The 20191-nt window shown below is 55.0% G+C and carries 21 protein-coding genes and 2 tRNA genes; 13 read left to right on the forward strand and 10 right to left on the reverse strand.

The window, feature by feature from the left end; translation table 11 throughout:
* Positions 1 to 7: 7 nt before the first annotated feature.
* From sufC to ldtE, 5 genes are all read left to right on the forward strand, one after another.
* Positions 8 to 754 carry a Fe-S cluster assembly ATPase SufC gene (gene sufC / locus ACQG11_RS19445; protein WP_022647874.1) on the forward strand — a complete coding sequence of 249 codons (747 nt, stop codon included), beginning with the start codon at positions 8 to 10 and terminating at the stop codon, positions 752 to 754.
* Positions 729 to 2000: a Fe-S cluster assembly protein SufD gene (gene sufD, locus ACQG11_RS19450; RefSeq protein ID WP_426728677.1), complete on the forward strand. Its 1272-nt coding sequence runs from the start codon at positions 729 to 731 to the stop codon at positions 1998 to 2000. Before sufC ends, sufD begins: the two co-directional genes overlap by 26 nt.
* The gene (gene sufS / locus ACQG11_RS19455; protein WP_063842007.1) at positions 1997 to 3217 is read left to right on the forward strand and encodes a cysteine desulfurase SufS; all 1221 of its coding nucleotides are present in this window, start codon (positions 1997 to 1999) and stop codon (positions 3215 to 3217) included. The genes sufD and sufS overlap by 4 nt, the downstream gene beginning before the upstream one ends.
* A 14-nt stretch (positions 3218 to 3231) precedes the next feature.
* A complete protein-coding gene (gene sufE, locus ACQG11_RS19460) occupies positions 3232 to 3648 on the forward strand; it encodes a cysteine desulfuration protein SufE (protein WP_108367680.1) in 417 nt (138 codons plus the stop codon).
* A gap of 97 nt (positions 3649 to 3745) precedes the next feature.
* Positions 3746 to 4759: a L,D-transpeptidase LdtE gene (ldtE, locus tag ACQG11_RS19465; RefSeq protein ID WP_038415919.1), complete on the forward strand. Its 1014-nt coding sequence runs from the start codon at positions 3746 to 3748 to the stop codon at positions 4757 to 4759.
* A 60-nt stretch (positions 4760 to 4819) separates the two neighbouring features.
* On the opposite strand, the gene lpp is transcribed toward ldtE, so the two are convergent.
* From lpp to ACQG11_RS19490, 5 genes are all read right to left on the reverse strand, one after another.
* Positions 4820 to 5056: a murein lipoprotein Lpp gene (lpp, locus tag ACQG11_RS19470; RefSeq protein WP_001082307.1), complete on the reverse strand. Its 237-nt coding sequence runs from the start codon at positions 5054 to 5056 to the stop codon at positions 4820 to 4822.
* Positions 5057 to 5368: 312 nt separating this feature from the next.
* The gene (pykF, locus tag ACQG11_RS19475) at positions 5369 to 6790 is read right to left on the reverse strand and encodes a pyruvate kinase PykF (protein ID WP_015570703.1); all 1422 of its coding nucleotides are present in this window, start codon (positions 6788 to 6790) and stop codon (positions 5369 to 5371) included.
* 7 nt (positions 6791 to 6797) lie between these two features.
* A complete protein-coding gene (locus ACQG11_RS19480) occupies positions 6798 to 7079 on the reverse strand; it encodes a hypothetical protein (protein ID WP_426728678.1) in 282 nt (93 codons plus the stop codon).
* An 88-nt stretch (positions 7080 to 7167) separates the two neighbouring features.
* Complete coding sequence (locus ACQG11_RS19485) at positions 7168 to 8313, reverse strand: trans-sulfuration enzyme family protein (RefSeq protein ID WP_105322694.1); 1146 nt, start codon at positions 8311 to 8313, stop codon at positions 7168 to 7170.
* Positions 8314 to 8325: 12 nt separating this feature from the next.
* Positions 8326 to 9696: a pyridoxal-phosphate dependent enzyme gene (locus tag ACQG11_RS19490; protein WP_105322695.1), complete on the reverse strand. Its 1371-nt coding sequence runs from the start codon at positions 9694 to 9696 to the stop codon at positions 8326 to 8328.
* 399 nt (positions 9697 to 10095) lie between these two features.
* On the opposite strand from ACQG11_RS19490, the gene ACQG11_RS19495 reads away from it, so the two are divergent.
* From ACQG11_RS19495 to ACQG11_RS19520, 6 genes are all read left to right on the forward strand, one after another.
* A complete protein-coding gene (locus tag ACQG11_RS19495) occupies positions 10096 to 11118 on the forward strand; it encodes a methionine ABC transporter ATP-binding protein (RefSeq protein ID WP_023299939.1) in 1023 nt (340 codons plus the stop codon).
* Complete coding sequence (locus tag ACQG11_RS19500) at positions 11111 to 11779, forward strand: methionine ABC transporter permease (protein WP_017384621.1); 669 nt, start codon at positions 11111 to 11113, stop codon at positions 11777 to 11779. Before ACQG11_RS19495 ends, ACQG11_RS19500 begins: the two co-directional genes overlap by 8 nt.
* Before the next feature lie 23 nt (positions 11780 to 11802).
* Positions 11803 to 12615 (forward strand): MetQ/NlpA family ABC transporter substrate-binding protein, encoded by an 813-nt coding sequence (locus ACQG11_RS19505; protein ID WP_003857677.1) that lies wholly within the window; start codon positions 11803 to 11805, stop codon positions 12613 to 12615.
* Between the two features lie 108 nt (positions 12616 to 12723).
* Positions 12724 to 12933, forward strand: a complete 210-nt coding sequence (gene fumD, locus ACQG11_RS19510; protein WP_003857676.1) for a fumarate hydratase FumD — start codon at positions 12724 to 12726, stop codon at positions 12931 to 12933.
* 117 nt (positions 12934 to 13050) lie between these two features.
* On the forward strand, positions 13051 to 13218 hold the full coding sequence (locus tag ACQG11_RS19515) for a hypothetical protein (protein WP_022647883.1): 168 nt from the start codon (positions 13051 to 13053) through the stop codon (positions 13216 to 13218).
* 144 nt (positions 13219 to 13362) lie between these two features.
* The gene (locus ACQG11_RS19520; RefSeq protein ID WP_426728679.1) at positions 13363 to 14769 is read left to right on the forward strand and encodes a DUF1996 domain-containing protein; all 1407 of its coding nucleotides are present in this window, start codon (positions 13363 to 13365) and stop codon (positions 14767 to 14769) included.
* A gap of 56 nt (positions 14770 to 14825) precedes the next feature.
* Here ACQG11_RS19520 and ACQG11_RS19525 read toward each other — a convergent pair whose 3' ends face one another.
* The gene (locus ACQG11_RS19525) at positions 14826 to 14966 is read right to left on the reverse strand and encodes a hypothetical protein (protein ID WP_003857665.1); all 141 of its coding nucleotides are present in this window, start codon (positions 14964 to 14966) and stop codon (positions 14826 to 14828) included.
* A 125-nt stretch (positions 14967 to 15091) separates the two neighbouring features.
* Here ACQG11_RS19525 and ACQG11_RS19530 point away from each other — a divergent pair, with 125 nt between their 5' ends.
* Together ACQG11_RS19530 and ACQG11_RS19535 are read left to right on the forward strand one after the other, a co-directional pair.
* Positions 15092 to 15874 (forward strand): MBL fold metallo-hydrolase, encoded by a 783-nt coding sequence (locus tag ACQG11_RS19530; RefSeq protein WP_022647888.1) that lies wholly within the window; start codon positions 15092 to 15094, stop codon positions 15872 to 15874.
* A gap of 72 nt (positions 15875 to 15946) precedes the next feature.
* On the forward strand, positions 15947 to 16582 hold the full coding sequence (locus ACQG11_RS19535; RefSeq protein ID WP_022647889.1) for a carbonic anhydrase: 636 nt from the start codon (positions 15947 to 15949) through the stop codon (positions 16580 to 16582).
* 28 nt (positions 16583 to 16610) lie between these two features.
* On the opposite strand, the gene ACQG11_RS19540 is transcribed toward ACQG11_RS19535, so the two are convergent.
* From ACQG11_RS19540 to mdtK, 4 genes are all read right to left on the reverse strand, one after another.
* Positions 16611 to 18206, reverse strand: a complete 1596-nt coding sequence (locus tag ACQG11_RS19540; RefSeq protein WP_126291124.1) for an FAD-NAD(P)-binding protein — start codon at positions 18204 to 18206, stop codon at positions 16611 to 16613.
* Between the two features lie 122 nt (positions 18207 to 18328).
* Positions 18329 to 18405: transfer RNA gene (locus tag ACQG11_RS19545), tRNA-Val, on the reverse strand.
* Between the two features lie 4 nt (positions 18406 to 18409).
* Positions 18410 to 18486 (reverse strand) — tRNA-Val (locus tag ACQG11_RS19550).
* Positions 18487 to 18639: 153 nt separating this feature from the next.
* On the reverse strand, positions 18640 to 20013 hold the full coding sequence (mdtK, locus tag ACQG11_RS19555; protein WP_032622176.1) for an MdtK family multidrug efflux MATE transporter: 1374 nt from the start codon (positions 20011 to 20013) through the stop codon (positions 18640 to 18642).
* Positions 20014 to 20191: the final 178 nt, after the last annotated feature.

The following is a 20191-nucleotide window of genomic DNA, read 5'->3' on the forward strand; positions in this document are numbered from 1 at the left end:
AAAGCACATGTTAAGCATTAAAGATTTACAGGTTAGCGTGGAAGAGAAAGAGATCCTGCGTGGGCTCAATTTTGACGTCAAACCGGGTGAAGTTCACGCCATCATGGGGCCAAACGGCTCCGGGAAAAGTACGCTTTCAGCGACGCTGGCAGGACGCGAAGATTATGAGGTCACCAGCGGCTCCGTTGAGTTTAACGGCAAGGATCTGCTGGAGATGTCGCCTGAAGAGCGTGCCGGTGAGGGCATCTTTATGGCCTTCCAGTATCCGGTGGAAATCCCGGGCGTCAGCAACCAGTTCTTCCTGCAAACCGCGCTGAACGCGGTGCGCAAGTATCGCGGACTTGAGGCGCTGGATCGCTTTGACTTCCAGGATCTGATGGAAGAGAAAATCAAGCTGCTGAAAATGCCGGAAGATCTGCTCACCCGCTCGGTGAACGTGGGTTTCTCCGGCGGTGAGAAAAAACGTAACGATATTCTGCAAATGGCGGTTCTTGAGCCGGAGCTGTGCATTCTCGATGAAACCGATTCAGGGCTGGATATTGATGCCCTGAAGATCGTTGCCGACGGCGTAAACTCTCTGCGTGACGGTAACCGCTCATTTATTATCGTGACTCACTACCAGCGTATTCTGGACTACATCAAACCGGACTATGTCCACGTGCTTTATCAGGGGCGCATTGTGAAATCCGGTGACTTTACGCTGGTTAAACAACTGGAGGAGCAGGGTTATGGCTGGCTTACCGAACAGCAGTAATGCACTCCAGCAGTGGCACCGGCTGTTTGAAGCGCAGGGTGGAGCGCGCTCTGAACAGGCTCAGCACCATCTCCAGCAGATGCTGCGTCTCGGTTTACCGACGCGTAAGCATGAGAACTGGAAATATACCCCGCTGGACGGCCTGCTGAACGGCGAGTTTGTCACCCGTCTGGCGCAGGTTAGCCCCGGTCAGCGCGATGTGCTGGCGCTGAGCGTGGATGCCGTGCGTCTGGTGTTTGTAGACGGGCAGTTTCGTGAGGAACTCAGCGACAGCGTACAGGAGAGCGGGTTCGATATCGCCATTAACGACGAGCGCCAGTCGTTGAGTGCTCCGGTCCAGCCTGACGTCTTTCTGCACCTCACAGAGAGCCTGTCTCAGTCTGTCACCCATATTCACGTTAAGCGTAACCAGCGCCCGGCGAAACCGCTGCTGCTGATGCATATCACCCAGGGTGTTGAGGGCGGCGAGATCAACACAGCCCACTATCGCCACCATCTCGAGCTGGCAGAAGGGGCAGAAGCGACGGTAATTGAGCATTACGTTAGTCTGAACGACACTCGCCATTTTACCGGCTCGCGTCTGACGATGAACGTGGCGGCCAACGCCCAGCTGCACCATATCAAGCTGGCGTTTGAGAATCCGCTCAGTCACCACTTCGCCCACAACGATATTCTGCTGGGCCAGGATGCCGCGGCGTACAGCCACAGCTTCCTGCTTGGCGGCGCGGTGCTGCGCCACAATACCAGCACCCAGATGAACGGTGAGAACACTACGCTGCTTATTAACAGCCTGGCGATGCCGGTGAAGTCAGAAGTATGCGACACGCGCACCTGGCTTGAGCATAACAAAGGCTACTGCAACAGCCGTCAGCTGCACAAAACCATCGTCAGCGACAAAGGACGTGCGGTGTTTAACGGCCTGATCAATGTGGCGCAGCACGCCATCAAAACTGACGGGCAGATGACCAACAACAACCTTTTGCTGGGACGTCTGGCAGAGGTGGACACCAAACCACAGCTGGAAATTTATGCGGACGACGTGAAATGCAGCCACGGCGCAACGGTCGGGCGTATTGACGATGAGCAGATGTTCTACCTGCGCTCTCGCGGGATAGACCAGCAGGCCGCGCAAAAGATGATTATTTACGCCTTTGCGGCTGAGCTGACGGAAGCGCTGCCCGATGGCGGACTTAAACAGCAGGTGCTGGCCCGTATCGGTCAGCGGCTGCCTGGAGGCGAAGCATGACATTTCCCGTAGAGAAAGTCCGGGCAGATTTTCCGGTACTGACCCGTGAAGTGAACGGTCTGCCGCTGGCCTATCTCGACAGTGCGGCCAGCGCGCAAAAACCGAATCAGGTGGTGGATGCGGAAGCCGAGTTTTACCGCCACGGTTATGCGGCGGTCCATCGCGGGATCCACACTCTGAGCGCCGAGGCGACCCAGCGCATGGAAAACGTGCGCACGCAGGTTGCGGCGTTTCTCAACGCGCGTTCGCCGGAAGAGCTGGTGTTCGTGCGTGGCACCACCGAAGGGATCAACCTGGTGGCTAACAGCTGGGGCAATGCGCAGGTGCACGCGGGGGATAACATCATCATCACCCAGATGGAGCACCACGCTAACATCGTGCCCTGGCAGATGCTCTGTGAGCGTATGGGGGCGCAACTGCGGGTGATCCCGCTAAACGAAGACGGTACGCTTCAGCTTGAACAGCTGGACGCCCTGCTTGACGACAGAACGCGGCTGGTAGCGGTGACCCACGTTTCAAACGTGCTGGGGACGGAAAATCCGGTGGCGCTGATCGTCGACAAAGCCCATCAGGCCGGTGCGAAAGTGTTGATTGATGGCGCCCAGGCGGTGATGCACCATGCGGTTGACGTACAGACTCTGGACTGCGATTTCTACGTCTTCTCCGGGCACAAGCTGTATGGTCCGACGGGCATCGGCGTGTTGTATGTGAAGGAGGATATTCTCCAGGCCATGCCGCCGTGGGAAGGGGGCGGGTCAATGATTGCCACCGTCAGCCTGACGGAAGGCACAACCTACGCCCGAGCGCCCTGGCGCTTCGAGGCGGGCACGCCAAACACAGGCGGGATCATCGGGCTGGGCGCGGCCATTAGCTACGTATCTGAAACGGGGCTGGCGGCGATTCAGGAGTACGAACAGCTGCTGATGCAATATGCCTTGCAGGAGCTTGCCAGCGTCCCGGATCTGACCTTATATGGCCCTGCTGACCGTCTGGGTGTGATAGCCTTCAACCTCGGCAAGCATCACGCTTATGATGTGGGCAGTTTCCTGGATAATTACGGCGTCGCCGTACGTACCGGGCATCACTGCGCGATGCCACTGATGGCGTATTATCAGGTACCGGCCATGTGCCGCGCATCGCTGGTGATGTACAACACAACGGAAGAGGTCGACAGACTGGTGGCGGGACTAAAACGTATTCACCAGCTGCTTGGCTAACGGAGAGGCGAGAGATGGCAGATTTGCCGGACAGAGATAAATTGCTGCGTAACTTTGGGCGTTGCGCAAACTGGGAAGAGAAATACCTTTATATTATCGAGCTAGGTCAGCGCCTGCCGCCGCTCAGCGAAGAGGCGCATAACCGGGACAACATCATTCAGGGCTGCCAGAGCCAGGTCTGGATCCAGATGCAGCAGACGGATGATGGCGTAATCGATTTACAGGGTGACAGCGATGCCGCCATTGTGAAGGGGCTTATTGCCGTCGTATTTATTCTTTATCACCAGATGTCGGCGCAGGATATTGTCGCCTTTGACGTTCGCTCGTGGTTTGAAAAAATGGCCTTAACCCAACACCTCACCCCGTCCCGCTCCCAGGGACTGGAAGCGATGATCCGCGCCATACGCGCCAAAGCCACAATCCTTAGCTAAACTGACAGAACAGCATTCATTCTGTTTCGCGGGGTGGTTTCCACCTCGCTGGTTTTTCAGCTTTCTGACGTTTGGTCAGTGAATAAGGAATCTCAGCATGAAGCGCGCGTCTCTAATAACTCTATTACTCCTTGGTTCGCTCAGTGCTGTTAATTCAGCCAGGGCGGTTGATTATCCTTTACCGCCCGCAGGCAGCCGCCTGATTGGGCAAAATCAGACATACACCATTCAGGAAGGCGACAATAAGCTCCAGGCTATCGCTCGTCGGTTTAATACCGCCGCACAGCTTATCCTTGAAACCAATAATACCATTGCACCGGTTAACCCTGCGCCAGGAACGGTTATTACCATTCCTTCCCAGATGCTGCTCCCGGACACCGAGCGTGAGGGCATTGTGGTGAATCTGGCGGAGCTGCGTCTTTACTTCTATCCGCCTGGCGAAAATATCGTGCAGGTCTATCCGCTGGGTATTGGTCAGCTTGGGCTGGAAACACCGGTCAGCACCACCCGTGTGAGTCAGAAAATCCCTAACCCTACCTGGACCCCCACAGCGGGCATCAGAGCGCGCTCACTGGCGCAGGGCATTAAACTGCCGCCTGTGGTACCCGCAGGGCCAAATAACCCGCTGGGGCGCTTTGCGCTGCGTCTGGGCATCGGGAATGGGGAATATCTTATTCATGGCACCAGCGCGCCGGACAGCGTAGGGCTGCGGGTCAGCTCGGGCTGTATGCGAATGAACGCGCCGGATATCAAAGCGTTGTTTGAACAAGTGCGCGTCGGCACGCGGGTGCAGATTATCAATGAGCCGGTTAAGTTCTCCGTCGAGCCGGACGGCAAACGTTATATCGAGGTGCACAGGCCGCTGGCGCAGGCTGAGGGCGAAAACCCACAGACGGTGCCGTTCACGCACTCAGCGGCATTTACCGCCTTCGCAGCGGAATCTGGTAGCGATAAAACGCTAATCGACAAAGCTCTGGCGCGCAGAGCCGGGATCCCGGTTGCCGTTTCAGCAGGCAATGGTTCGTCAGCCAGCAATTCTGTCCTGTCGGTTCAGAACAGTCGTGTCTCAGCGGCGGTGACGGAAGGCGAGGGAGAGAAAGCGCTTCAGTAGAGGTTTGACGAAGGCAAAAAAAATGGCGCACAATGTGCGCCATTTTATTAACAGGTACTATTACTTACGGTATTTAGTAGCCTGGTTGTCCAGACGCTGGTTAGCGCGAGCTGCGTCGTCTTTAGCAGCCTGAACGTCGGAACGCATTGCGTTCACGTCGTTGCTCAGCTGGTCAACTTTAGCGTTCAGAGTCTGAACGTCAGAAGACAGCTGATCGATTTTAGCGTTGCTGGAGCAACCTGCCAGCAGAGTAGAACCCAGGATTACCGCGCCCAGTACCAGTTTAGTACGATTCATTATTAATACCCTCTAGATTGAGTTAATCTCCATGTAGCGTTACAAGTATTACACAAAGTTTTTTGGGTTGAGAATATTTTTTTGATGGGATTACGCCTATTTTTGATCGTTCGCTCAAAGAAGCAACGAAATCGGCAATTTTGACGAAAAAGCTATGTTAAAAAAGGCATTTTTCATCGGATTCATCTTAGATAAATCGCGATTAAATAGAAAAACCCGATTTGCTTTTTGAATAGTTCTGGTTAATGGCGGGAATAAAAAAAGCGCCCCGAAGGACGCTTTTTAACAAAACAATAATTTGTTCGTGAAATATTACAGTACGTGGACAGAAGCAGTGTTGGTTGTGCCGCTTGGTACCAGCGCGCCAGAAACCATAACCACCACGTCGCCTTTCTGTGCCAAACCACAATCAACCAGTTCCAGCGCCACTTCTTTACCCAGACGATAGAAATCATCGGTAGATGCAATCTCTTTCACCAGGTGTGGGATCACGCCTTTGCTCAGCACCAGCTGACGCGCGGTGGTTTCGTTCGTGGTCAGCGCCAGGATGGTTGCATCCGGGAAGTATTTACGTACGGCACGCGCAGATTTACCGCCCTGGGTCGCCACGACAATCAGTGGGGCTTCCAGTTTCTCGGCGGTTTCTACCGCACCACGGCACACGGCTTCGGTGATGCGCAGTTTACGGCTGTCGTTGTTGTAATCCAGACGGCTTTTCATCACGCGGTCGGTACGCTCACAGATGGTCGCCATGATGCCGACCGCTTCCAGAGGGTATTTCCCTTTTGCAGATTCGCCAGACAGCATAACGGCATCGGTACCGTCGAGGATGGCGTTCGCCACGTCGCCGGCTTCAGCACGGGTAGGGCGTGGGTTTTTGATCATGGAGTCCAGCATCTGCGTTGCGGTGATAACCACTTTACGCGCGCGAACGCATTTCTCGATCATCATCTTCTGCGCGAAGATCACTTCTTCAACCGGGATTTCTACGCCCAGGTCGCCACGCGCTACCATGATACCGTCAGACGCTTCAAGGATTTCGTCGAAGTTGTTCAGGCCTTCCTGGTTTTCGATCTTGGAGATGATCTGGATGTTCTCACCACCGTGCGCTTTCAGGTGCTCACGGATCTCAACCACATCAGAACGTTTACGGATGAAGGACGCCGCAACGAAGTCCACACCTTGTTCGCAGCCGAAGATCAGGTCTTGTTTGTCTTTTTCAGCCAGCGCTGGCAGAGCAATGGACACACCCGGCAGGTTAACGCCTTTGTTTTCGCCCAGATCGCCGTTGTTCAGCACTTTACAGATAACCTTGTTACCTTCAATCGCGGTCACTTCCATGCCGATCAGGCCGTCATCTACCAGCACGGTGTTGCCAACGGACAGATCGCTGGTGAAGCCTTCGTAGGTCACGGCAACGATTTCGTTATTACCTACAACGGATTTGTCGGTGGTGAAGGTGAAGGTCTGGCCCGCTTTCAGGGAAACGTCGTTACCGCCTTCCAGTTTGATGGTGCGGATTTCAGGACCTTTGGTGTCGAGCAGGATTGCCGCTTTTTTCCCGGTCTTGCTCATCACGTTGCGCAAGTTCTGAATACGCTGACCGTGTTCAGCATAGTCGCCGTGGGAGAAGTTCAGACGCATCACGTTCATGCCGGCATCCAGCATTTTGCTCAGCATCTCTTCGGATTCGGTTTTCGGGCCGATAGTACAAACAATTTTCGTCTTTTTCATGACAGTCTTAGTCTTTAAGTTGGGAAGGATATGGAAATCTCGCTCCGGGGGCGCACCGCCGCGGAGTCAAACCTGTGTTGCGAAAGAGTATATGACACGCACTAAGAATAGGTGACATCAAATGAGCGTGCAGAAGAAAGTATGCCTGAGTGCCAGCCCAACGAATGAGAGGAGAAGTTGTACGTTGTTTTTTGTATTCCAAGCGCTGAAACCATTCACCAGGGATTTGGCGCGCATTATACGCTGATTCACAGTAAAAAGGAAAATGGAAACAGCGTTTCAAAAACATTCTGTGCAGATTCACATAAGTTTGTTATCAAGGCGTTAAGGCCTAATGTCATCTTATGACGGCAGGCGCAACGCCCGCCGTTTTTTGCTCATTTTTCCAGCGCCTGTTGAAGGTCGGCGATCAGATCCTTCGCATCCTCAATCCCCACCGACAGGCGTATCAGCTGCGGCACAATGCCGTTTGCAAGACGCTGCGCCAGTGGAATGGAGGCGTGGGTCATGCTGTAGGGCTGGCTCACCAGACTCTCCACCCCGCCCAGGCTTTCCGCCAGGGTAAAGAGCGTAAGATGACGAATCACCTCTGTCGCGCGTTGCGCATCGCCTTTAATCACAACGGAGATCATGCCGCCCGGCAGCGCCATTTGTCTGCGGGCAAGCGCATACTGGGGGTGTGACTCCAGCCCGGGATAGAGCACGCTCTCTATCTGCGGATGCTGCTCCAGCCATTGCGCAATCGCCAGCGCGTTGGCACTGTGCTTCTCAACGCGCAGGGAGAGGGTGCGAATCCCCCGTAGCGTCAGGAAGCTGCTGAACGGATCCAGAACGCCGCCAACCGCGTTTTGCAGATAGCCCAGACGCTCCGTGAGATCCTTATTTGCCCCGACAACAGCCAGCCCGGCAACCACGTCTGAATGACCGTTGAGATATTTGGTGGCGGAGTGAACCACAATGTCGAACCCCGCCTCCAGCGGTCGGTGAATGACCGGGGAGGCGAAGGTATTATCCGCCACGCTGATCGCATTATGGCGCCGGGCAATGTCCGCGATGGCCTCCAGGTCGGCCAGTTTCAGCAGCGGGTTCGTCGGCGTTTCCACCCAGATCATGCGGGTGTTCGGGCGAATGGCGGCCTCAAGTCCGGCTACATCGTCCGGCTTAACCCAGCTCACCTGTAACCCGGTGCTGCGCTTGCGCACGTTTTCGATCAGGCGATACGTACCGCCATACACGTCGTCAATGGCAACGATATGGCTGTCTTTATCCAGCAGTTCGAGCACGGTGGAAATGGCCGCCAGCCCTGACGCGAAGGCGTACCCGCGCGTGCCGCCTTCCAGTTCGGCGATGGCGGTCTCCAGCGCATGGCGGGTTGGGTTGCCGCTCCGGGAGTATTCGTAGCCGCTATGTTCACCCGGTGCCGGTTGCGCAAACGTCGACGTGGCGTAAATTGGCGGCATCACGGCGCCGTGCGTGTCGTGATACTCACCGCTGTGAACGCTGAGGGTGGCCAGGTTTTTCATCTTTTGCTCCTTTTATTTCGTCAGGCGGTTACGCCAGGTGGTGAGTACGTCACTGCGTGTGATCAGACCCAGAAAGCGGTCTTCGTCATAAATAATCGCCACCAGGCCACGGTCAAAGATGGTGTACAGGGCGCTCTCCGGGGCCTGCTTATCCAGATATTCGACCTGACGCGTCATGGCCGCCGTCACGGGGAGAGAGAAGCGATCGGCATCTCCCTCAATGTGTCGCAGCAGGTCCCACTCGTCGATGATGCCGACGACCTTGTTGTTATCGAGCACCGGCAGCTGGGAGATGTCGTACAGGCGCATGCGGGCCAGAACGGTGGAAAGCGTGTCGTCCGGGGCGGCAGTCACCGTCGCGCCTTCATCGTGGCGCAGGGCAATATAGTCCGAGAGATCGCCTGCCTGCGGACGTGAAATCAGCCCCTGCTGGCGCATCCAGTCGTCGTTGAACATCTTCGAGAGGTATTTATTGCCGCTGTCGCAGGCGAAGGTGACCAAACGTTTTGGCGTAGTCTGCGCCTGGCAATATTTCAGCGCCGCCGCCAGCAGCGTGCCGGTGGAGGAGCCTGCCAGGATCCCTTCCGTTTTTAGCAGATCGCGGGCGGTGGTGAACGCCTCACGATCGGTAATGCGCCAGGCGCGGTTAACCCCTTCGATGTGCGCCAGCGGAGGGATAAAGTCTTCGCCAATCCCTTCAACCAGCCACGATCCGGCATCGTGATGGCGTCCGGTCTCAACCTGGTCCGCCAGCACCGACCCGGCCGGATCGGCAAGCACAAATTCCGTCTGCGGCGAATGTTCTGCAAACCACGCCTGTAAGCCACCCAGCGTACCGCCGGACCCCACGCCGACGACGATGGCATCGATCTGACCGTCAAGCTGTTCAAACAGTTCCGGTGCGGTAGTGGTGCGGTGCGCCAGCGGATTGGCCGCGTTATTGAACTGGTCGATATAAAACGCGCCTGGCAGTTCGTTCGCCAGCCGCCGGGCATAATCCTGGTAGTAGGCCGGATGCCCTTTATTCACATCTGAACGGGTCAGCACGACCTGCGCTCCTAACGCGCGCAGGTGGAAAATCTTCTCGCGGCTCATTTTGTCCGGCACCACCAGGATCAGCGAGTATCCCTTTTGCGCCGCAATCAACGCCAGCCCCAGGCCGGTGTTCCCCGCCGTGGCTTCAATAATGGTGCCGCCGGGCCGTAGCTGCCCCATACGCTCGGCTTCGTTAATCATCGACAGCGCGACGCGGTCTTTAATCGAGCCGCCTGGATTCTGATTTTCCAGCTTCAGAAACAGCGAGCAGGGGCCGGTATCCAGCTTGTGCAGCTGGATGAGTGGCGTATGGCCAATTAGTTCGGTGACGGAGTGGTAAAGCGTCATGGTCATGTCCTGTGAAGAGGTGATGACCGGATGATAGGACCATGAAATTTTCTCAATAAAGAACGTTTCACTGGGTTTTAGAACAGAAAGGAATAATCCTTATGTTTTTGGATTGAAAGACAGCAAGACGTAAAGGTGCCCGGATGTGAGGATGGCTATATCAGTACGTAGTGCTGAAAAATTAACCAATTTCGTCGGATGAATGAGACCTGATATGCAAAAGGCAGATAATTATTGCAGATATTCATCTAAATGCTTTTCACCCTCCAGTTCGCTGCTTATTCCGCCGCATTATAAGAAATTCTTTTTTGGTCATTTAAAAGCTGATAACGGCTGTTTACTATCTTTTGGACATCCATACTGCTAAACCGCTATATGCGTAACGGATAACGAATAAGAATGATCGTACTCAGTAATATTTCGAAGGTTTTTGACAACGGGAAGCTGGCGCTGACAGCCGTTGATAACGTCAATTTGACGATAGAGCAGGGACAGATTTACGGGATCATTGGTTACAGCGGGGCCGGGAAAAGTACGCTTATCCGTCTGCTGAACGGTCTGGAAAAGCCCAGCGCCGGCAGCGTCACTATTAACGGTCAGGATATCTCCGCCGCGAAGGGAGAAGCGCTGCGTCAGGCACGCCTGAAAATCAGCATGGTGTTCCAGCACTTTAATCTGCTCTGGTCGCGCACGGTGAAGGAAAACATCGCCTTTTCAATGCAAATTGCCGGTGTGCCAAAAGCGCAAATTCAGGCTCGCGTTGCCGAGCTGGTGGAGCTGGTCGGCCTGAAGGGACGCGAGAATGCCTACCCGTCGCAGCTGAGCGGCGGGCAAAAACAGCGTGTGGGCATTGCCCGCGCGCTGGCCAATCATCCGGACGTACTGCTGTGTGACGAAGCCACCTCGGCGCTAGATCCGCAGACCACCGATCAGATCCTCGATCTGCTCCTGGACATTAACCGTCGTTTTAACCTGACCATCGTACTCATTACGCATGAGATGCATGTGGTGCGCAAAATCTGCGACCGCGTGGCGGTAATGGAGAACGGCAAGGTGGTGGAAGAGGGGGAGGTGCTGAGCGTGTTTACGCATCCTCAGCAGCCGATCACCCGGCAGTTTGTCCGCCAGGTGAGCCAGTACGCGGAGGAAGAGACCTTCAATACCGAACTGGCAAATGAGCTGGAGGGCGCGGTCATCAAGCTCACCTTCACCGGGCACAGCACGCACAGGCCGATCGTCGGTGAACTGACCCTGCGCTACGGCCTGCCGTTTAACATCCTGCACGGCAAAATGACGCAAACCGCCCACGGTGTTTTCGGGCAGCTCTGGGTGCACGTGGTGGCATCGGATGAACAACTGAACAATATCCTCGCCGACCTGAAGCAAAGCGATATTGAAGGCGAGGTAATCAAGCATGGCTGAAGAACTCTTTCCGCACCTGAAGTGGGATCAACTTTGGGCTGCAACCCAGGAGACGCTCTACATGACCGCGCTTTCCGGCGTGGCGACGTTTGTTCTGGGGATCGCGCTCGGTCTGGCGCTGTTTTTAACCGCCCGCGGCGGGTTATTCCACAACCGCACGGTCTACAGCGTGATGTCGATTGTGGTGAACGTGTTCCGCTCGATTCCGTTCATCATTCTCATTGTTCTGCTGATCCCGTTCACCAAGACCGTTGTGGGGACCATTCTCGGCGCTAACGCTGCGCTGCCCGCTCTGATTGTGGGCGCCGCGCCGTTTTACGCCCGTCTGGTCGAGATTGCCCTGCGGGAAGTGGATAAAGGGGTAATTGAAGCCACGCGTTCGATGGGCGCGCGGCTGAGCACGTTAGTGTTTCGGGTTTTACTGCCGGAATCTTCACCCGCACTGGTTTCAGGTATGACGGTGACGCTGATTGCGCTGGTGAGCTACAGCGCAATGGCGGGGGTGATAGGTGCCGGCGGTTTGGGAAATCTGGCTTATCTGGAAGGATTCCAGCGCAACCATGGTGACGTCACGCTGGTGGCAACGGTGACCATTCTGATCATCGTGTTCATTATCCAGTTCTGCGGCGATGCCATTACTTCACTGTTAGATAAACGCTAATAAATACACACAGGAACCACATCATGAAAAAGACACTGACACTGATCGCCGCAGCCACCCTGAGCGCCCTGAGCTTTGCCTCCTGGGCGGACACGCTCACCGTGGGGGCGTCCAACACCCCGCACGCGGAAATTCTGGAGCAGGCTAAGCCGATTCTGGCGAAGCAGGGGATCGATCTGGAGATTAAACCGTTCCAGGACTACATTCTGCCAAACACGGCGCTGGCAGGGCATGACATTGATGCCAACTATTTCCAGCACATCCCTTACCTGAACAGCGTGCTTAAAGATCATGCGGGCGATAAGGATTATGATTTTGTCAGTGCAGGCGCAATCCACATTGAGCCGATCGGTATCTATTCAAAAAAATACAAATCGCTGAAGGATCTGCCGGAAGGCGGCAAAATCATCATGCGTGATGCGGTTTCCGAGGAAGGGCGTATTCTCTCCATCTTCGAAAAAGAGGGCGTGATCAAGCTGAAGCCAGGCATCGATAAAGTGACCGCGCGCATCAGTGATATTGTGGAGAACCCGAAAAAGCTGCAATTCACCCCTAACGTCGAGGCATCTCTGCTGCCGCAGATGTACAACAACGACGAAGGTGCTGCGGTGGTGATCAACGCCAACTACGCAATTGATGCCGGTCTGGATCCGGTCCACGATCCAATTGCGGTTGAAAGCGGTGAGAATAACCCGTACGCCAACATCATTACCGTTCATCGCGGTGATGAGAAGAAGAAGGATATCGTCGCGCTGGTGAACGTGCTGCACTCCAAAGAGATTCAGGACTGGATCCGCACCAAATACAAAGGCGCGGTCATCCCGGTAAACAACTAATCGCCTGATTTTCCAGACGAAGCCCGGCGAACAACACGCCGGGCTTCTTTTTTGTATCCAGCCGACGAATGATTTAAGCTGACGGTTTAGGGCAACGGAGTGATGGCAATGGGCAATGTGACCAAAGACGAAGCGCTGTACCAGGAGATGTGTCGGGTGGTTGGCAAGGTCGTTCTGGAGATGCGTGACTTAGGGCAGGAGCCCAAGCATATCGTGATTGCCGGGGTACTGCGTACCGCGCTGGCGAACCAGCGCGTTAAGCGCAGTGAGTTGACCACCAAAGCGATGGAAACGGTGGTTAAAGCGCTGGCCGGTTAGGACGAAGCGTCTCGCGAGTTTTTCAGTTCCCGCATATCAACAGTCATTATTGTTATTTCCTCTTCATGATGAAGGCGTGTTTAACTGACTCCAGGTTAAGCGAGAAGGGTAATGACGATGAAAAAATGGATAAGCACGTTACGGCGGTTTTTTGCGCCCCGACCAGCGAATGCGGAGAACAGCGCGCAACGTGTTCTTGAGTCAATACTGCCTGTCGCCAGCCTCTATGGCGTGGACGTAGCCAACATCGACCCGGAGTGGTTCTATGTTAAAACGTCACGCTGAACTTCGCCGGACGCGCGAAATGTACTGGAATGAGCTGTGCGTGATGCGTGTAAAGTGAGAATGAAGGGAAAAATGCCCTGGCTAATCCTCGGTAAACGATAGCCGTTTTGTTACCACTATCTCCTTTCTCAGATGGAGATGATAATGAAACGGACAGTATTAACCCCCGCGCTTTCTGCCACCGTGCTATTGCTTGCCATGCAGGCGGCACACGCTGGTCCACAGGCGCATGTTGTATGCAGTTATTCCCATACCCTCGGCGATGATGCCATTATGATGTACGGCATGCCCAACGAGGCCATGCTGCACGATTTTTTTGGTAACGTGCAAACGGATGCTTACTCCAGCCGTGAATCGCTGCGTACCCAGGAAAAGACCACCTGCGATAACAAAGCAGACAGCTCGGCCTACTGGGCTCCGTCGCTAAAATTACCGGACGGAACGGTGGTCAAACCCGCCTATCAAAAAACCTATTATCAGGCATCGAACGTTGACGCCTGGCCGCTGCACCCGTTCCCGGCGGGGCTGTCGCTGCTGGCAGGCGATCATCACGGCACCGCGCCGAATCGACATATCACCTTTTTATGCGCCAACGGCAAGGGCTACACCACCAGAACGGGTGAAGTCTGCGGCTTACGCAAGGCGAAGGATGCCGTGCAGTTTAATATCGGCATTCAGTTCCCGAACTGCTGGGACGGGGTCAACCTGAAGCCCGCCCACGGCCTGGCTAACGCCACCTACGATACGAAAGGACAGTGTCCGTCCGCCTTCCCGGTGAAGATCCCGACGGTGAACATGAATATTGCGTACGTGCTTCCGACAATTAGCTCTCTGGATACCAGCAAAGTCCAGCTTTCCCTCGACCCCACCATGCATGGCAGTGAACGTGAAGAGCGATGGGGGAGCCTGTATACGGCGCATGCTGACTTCATGAACGGCTGGACGGAAGATGCCGCGCGCTTTATGACCGACCTGTGCATGAACCGCGGAATGGATTGCGGCACCACCGTGCCGTATGGTTATTCAAAAGCGAAGGCCAACGTCTGGCTCAGCAGCATGGAACCCGCACTTTCACAGCCCGATCCCCAGGTCTTACTGGTGCAGGATAACTGGAAGAACGGTGGACGCACGAAAAACAGCGAAACATTGTCGCTGGTGAAGTTCAACATCCCTCCGCTGCCTGCCGGACAGGATCCTGCCCAGTTTAAATACCGCGTGAGAATTTATGGCGGGAAAGTGGAAACCAACGGCGCGGATCAAATCTTCTTCTATCCGGCGAGTAACGACTGGGATCCGGCCACCGTGAGCTGGCATTCACGGCCGTCCTGCAACTATCGCTCGGATGCGGTGCTTTACCTGAACCACTCCCGCGAATACCGGATGGTGGATGTCGATAAAGCGGTACGCAAGGCGCTGGCAGAAGGGAAAACTGAAATTTCGTGGTATATCGGCGGCGATCGTCAGGGAAACCACTATCAGTTTGAGACGGGGTCATCTCAACAAAGCCTGATCCTGATGCTGACCGGGTTTAGCAAAACGCCGGAGATCTGATAGCGGGTAGCAAATGTATTCATAAAAAAAGCACCGGCATGGCCGGTGCTCTGTATTCAGATCTTGCAGGCATCGCCGCAGTCGTCATCGGCGACAATCGCCTGGGCTTTTTTATCCGCATCGTCGAGACGTTCCGCGTTGCGCTCTTCTGCTTCATCCAGCCCGTTAAAGACTAAGTTATCGAGATCAATTTCCATGTGCCACCTGCGTTATTCAGTTTTTGATACTGGCACAGTATAAGTCAAAAAAAGCGGGCCAGGCACCCCTCAGCACATATGGATAATCCCTGCCATACTCAGTGCTTTATTGCTGAGGAAAGCCGATGATTACACTCTGTAAAACCTGCGGTACCGCTTACGATGAACAGCCCAAAAACTGCCCGATTTGCGACGATGAGCGCCAGTATGTCCCGGTGACGGGCCAGGCATGGACGGACTTCGACAGCCTTACGACCACGCACACCAACAAATGGCAACAGCTGGAGCCGCAGCTGTTCAGCATCAAAACCGTTCCCGCTTTTGCCATCAACCAGCGGGCGCTTCTGCTGAGTACGCCGCAGGGCAATGTTCTGTGGGACTGCATCGCCAACCTCGATCCGGCGACCAGAGCGTTAGTTGACGCGCTCGGGGGCATCAGCGCGATCGCGATTTCGCACCCACATTACTACACCACCATGCAGGAGTGGGCCGCCGCGTTTAACGCGCCGATCTACCTGCACGCCAGCGATCGGCAGTGGGTGATGCGTGACAGTCCGGCGATACGCTTCTGGGAGGAGGACGCCCTGGAGATTTTGCCGTCGGTGACGCTGCTGCGTCTGGGCGGGCATTTTGCAGGCGGCACGGTGCTGCACTGGCAGTCAGGCGACGGCGTGCTGCTGGCCGGTGATATTTTGCAGGTTACGCCTGGTAAGGACGCCGTGTCGTTTATGTGGAGTTATCCGAATATGCTGCCGCTGCCTGCCCGCACCGTTGAATCGGTGATCGGTCGACTGACCGGGAAAACGTACCAGCGACTGTACGGGGCCTTTGAAGGGCAAAACATCCCGGCGAACGCAGATGAGATTGTGCAGCGGTCGGGCCAGAAATATATTGCTTGTCTCCGCTAAGGCACGGTGGTTAAATTTTACGAGTGTGATCGCGATCATACCTAAACTAAAACAGATAAAAGAGAAATGGCTATGCAACATATCATTGAAGGTTTTCTCAGCTTTCAAAAAGAGATTTTCCCGCAACGTAAAGAGCTTTTTCGTAGTTTAGCGTCCAGTCAGAATCCCAAAGCGCTGTTTATCTCCTGCTCCGACAGCCGTCTGGTTCCGGAACTGGTCACGCAGCAGGAGCCAGGACAGCTCTTTGTCATTCGAAACGCGGGCAACATTGTGCCACCGTTCGGGCCGGAGCCTGGCGGTGTCTCTGCAACCATCGAATACGCGGTAGTGGCCCTTGGCGTGACCGATATTGTTATTTGCGGCCACTCCAACTGCGGCGCGATGAAGGCGATTGCTGACAACGCCGATCTGGAGCCGATGCCAGCCGTTTCCCACTGGCTGCGCTATTCTGATGCGGCAAAAGCGGTGGTTGAAAAGAAAACCTGGGATCAGCCAATCGATAAAGTGAATGCGATGGTGCAGGAGAACGTCTTTGCTCAGCTGAGCAACATCAAGACCCATCCGTCGGTGGCGGTAGGCCTGCGCAACAACGCCATTCGCCTGCACGGCTGGGTGTATGACATCGAAAGCGGCAAAATCCTTGCCCTGGACAAGAACACTAAATCGTTCGTGTCGTTGTCGGAAAACCCGGAAGTTTTCTTCGAGTAATCCGACACCGCAGGGCAGGGAAGCCCTGTTAAAACTCCGTGTAAGGTAATTTTCGTCGCACGCCCGACGCAGGATTCCCCGCCGCTTTCGCCATCGCTTTACCAATTTCAGCGCACTCAGACAAACCCTGAACAAACGGATGATCGTGCATCAGCCAGGGGATCGCCCCAAAAGCGATACGTCCGCGCAGAGACGCAGGTGACAGCAACGTGTAGTCTTCCCCCACGTCCGGTATTTCATCCCCCGTTTCCTCAAGCTGTTTGCGCAGCGTCGGGAAGGGAATATCCTTATTTCTGAGCGGTTTCTGCCCGCGGGCATCGATAAAGACGTCGAAGCGATAACGCTTTTCTTTCGTGGTGATGACGGTCTGATCGCTGCCGATATCCAGGTCGTAATCATCACCGAGTGCGACTACGCTAATGATCCCTGCCTCGCGCAGTGCCAGTAACCGGCGGATAGACTGCGGTGGAATGGCGGCATAGTTATCAATAAACACACGCTCCAGCCCGGATTTAAACCGTTCTCTGTCACGTTCATTGAGTGAAGGGACAATGGCCTGAACTACTTCATGCAGACGAAGCACGGTATAGCGCCAGGCAACGGTGCGTTTCTCGCACTTATTGCGCTCCACTTCTTTCAGATTCGCTTCGGCCCAGGTGAAAGGACCATGCTTTTTACGATCCTCAAACCAGACATCACGAAGCGTGTCAGCATTCAGCGTGCCGATCGCTATCGCCTGGCACCAGCGCGGATCGGCCAGCTCAAGCTCTTTCACCATCAGCGCAAAGATGCGGTCAAGCAGCCCGTCAGGGCCTTTGGCAATTTCGCTTTCTGCCACAGACTCCGTTAACACCGACAGCGGTTCATAAGGGATAGGGCAGTAAAAGTCGGCCTCCGGAAGAACGCCCGAGCGGGACATCAGCGTGATGTTTAGCCCCTCACTACCTTTATTGACAACGAACTGCTCCCCGCTAAACCGACCATGCTGCATTACTACAGCCATAGCAGCGTCCAGTCCGCTGAGGGAGGTACCCATAATCCCCACCTCACAGGCTCGGATATCCGCGTCCATCAGTCCCGACCATGGGCTTGGGAAATAGTCGCGGGTGGATTCATCTTCATCAGGCCAGACGTGACCGGTGGCGACCACGGCAAGGTCAAATCTTCTGGAGAAAGGCGCATCGTTCACTGACAGGGCCACGCCGTCTGCATCTGCTTTGATATCCGTTACTTCTGCGTTGGGATGAACCTCGACCTGAAATCCTGCCTTTTTCGCCTCGGCAACGACGGCGAGAAAACGGTCGTGGAAATATTCACCCAGCAGAATACGGGGCAAAAACTGCCGGTCGTGCAGTTTGTCTTTGTCGACGCTATAGCGGGCAAGGTGGGCTGCATTTTGCTGTTTAAGCCAGTCGAGATAGGTGATAAAAATGGGCGGGATTTCGATACTGGCGATATTCGCCAGCATCAGTCGGGAGTTATCTTCATCGCTGTAAGGCATACCGACGCCGGGCTGATCTGCTTTCTCAAACACGGTGATCGAAAGGGGCGCTGCGTTGGTAAGAAGTGAGTAGAAGGTGTAAATCCCTGTTGGGCCTGAGCCGATAATGGCAATTTTTTTCATCGAAAGCGTTCCTGCGTTTCTGAACCATAGAATAAGCGTAGCAGGAGAAAGGTTAAGTCATTCAATGAAGGGAAAAATTAAGACGTTCAGAAGAGGATTTTTGCACCATTTCAGGACTGAAATGGTGCGTCCGAGTGGACTCGAACCACCGACCCCCACCATGTCAAGGTGGTGCTCTAACCAACTGAGCTACGGACGCAGAATGGTGCGTTCAATTGGACTCGAACCAACGACCCCCACCATGTCAAGGTGGTGCTCTAACCAACTGAGCTATGAACGCATTGTGTTGTCGGTGACAACGGGGACGAATATTAGCGGCACAGCCCCAAGGTGGCAAGAGGGAAAATGCATTTTTCTCTCTGATTTCACGCGATTGCTTCATTACCGCGCAAAGTGAAGAGAAAGTAGCCGCCAGCCGGCGGCTACTGTGTCATTAACGCGCAGCGCGTTGCAAAATTACCGCAGACGACTGACGTTGCAGGAAGCGCATGCGCAGCATCATCATAATGGCTGCAGACGTTAAGCCGATGATAAAGCCCATCCAGAATCCGGCTGGCCCCATGCGATCCACCACCAGATCCGTGAGCGCCAGAATATACCCACTCGGCAGGCCCAGAACCCAGTAAGCGATAAAGGTGATAAAGAAGATGGAACGCGTATCTTTATACCCACGCAGCACGCCGCTGCCAATTACCTGGATAGAGTCAGAGATCTGGTAAATGGCCGCCAGCAGCATCAAATGCGAGGCCAGGGTCACTACTTCCGGGTTGTCGTTATAGAGCAGGGCAATTTGCTCACGCAACAGCACGGTAAAGAGCGCGGTACAGACTGCCATGCAGACGCCGACGCCCAGCCCGGTGCGGGCTGCCGTTTGCGCATCCAGCGTCGAGCCTTGCCCCAGACGAAAGCCCACGCGAATCGTCACCGCAGCAGCCAGGGACATCGGCAGGACGAACATCAAAGAGCTGAAGTTCAGGGCGATCTGGTGGCCTGCCACGTCAATGATCCCTAACGGCGAGACCAGCAGGGCGACAACGGCAAACAGCGTCACTTCAAAGAACAGCGCCAGCGCAATGGGCAGACCCAGTTGGGTAAGGCGGCTCATCATCGACCAGTCAGGCGTGCTAAAGGCGGTGTCGTTACGAATGTCGCGCATGGATCGCGCATGTTTAACGTAGGTGAGCATACAGCCGAACATCACCCAGTACACCGCAGCCGTCGCCACGCCACAACCCACGCCGCCGAGTTCCGGCATGCCAAAATGACCGTAGATGAAGATGTAGTTCACGGGAATGTTCACCAGCAAGCCGATAAAGCCCATCACCATGCCCGGCTTGGTTTTTGCCAGCCCTTCACACTGGTTACGAGCCACCTGGAAGAAGAGATAACCGGGCGCGCCCCAGAGCAGGGCGCGCAGATAACCGACTGCTTTATCTGCCAGCGCCGGGTCGATATTATGCATGGCGCGAATAATATACCCGGCGTTCCACAGGACGATCATAATCAGGACGGAGACACCCCCGGCCAGCCAGAAGCCCTGGCGCACCTGATGGGCTACGCGGTCGCGTCGACCGGAGCCGTTAAGCTGCGCGATAACAGGCGTCAGCGCCAGCAGCAGGCCGTGACCAAACAGAATGGCCGGGAGCCAGATTGAGGTTCCGATCGCCACGGCGGCCATATCGGTGGCGCTGTAACCACCGGCCATTACCGTATCCACAAATCCCATTGCGGTTTGGGCTACCTGCGCGACGATCACCGGTATGGCCAGTGCCAATAACTGACGCGCTTCGATCATATACTTCTGCACGTGAACACCTTTGTATTGTAGTTATTTGAGAGACTAAAAAGGCCGCCGTTACTGGCAGCAAGAAGAAAAAACAGAGGGATGCCAGCTATTGTAGCGGGGTTTAACTAATTATCTAGTGAAAAAATCGCCAGAAATTGCGCATCACTGGCAACCTGTTTTTTCAACTGTTATTGTGGTG

The sequence above is a fragment of the Enterobacter cloacae complex sp. 372C4 genome, from assembly GCF_050030615.1.
GTDB classification, from domain to species: domain Bacteria; phylum Pseudomonadota; class Gammaproteobacteria; order Enterobacterales; family Enterobacteriaceae; genus Enterobacter; species Enterobacter intestinihominis.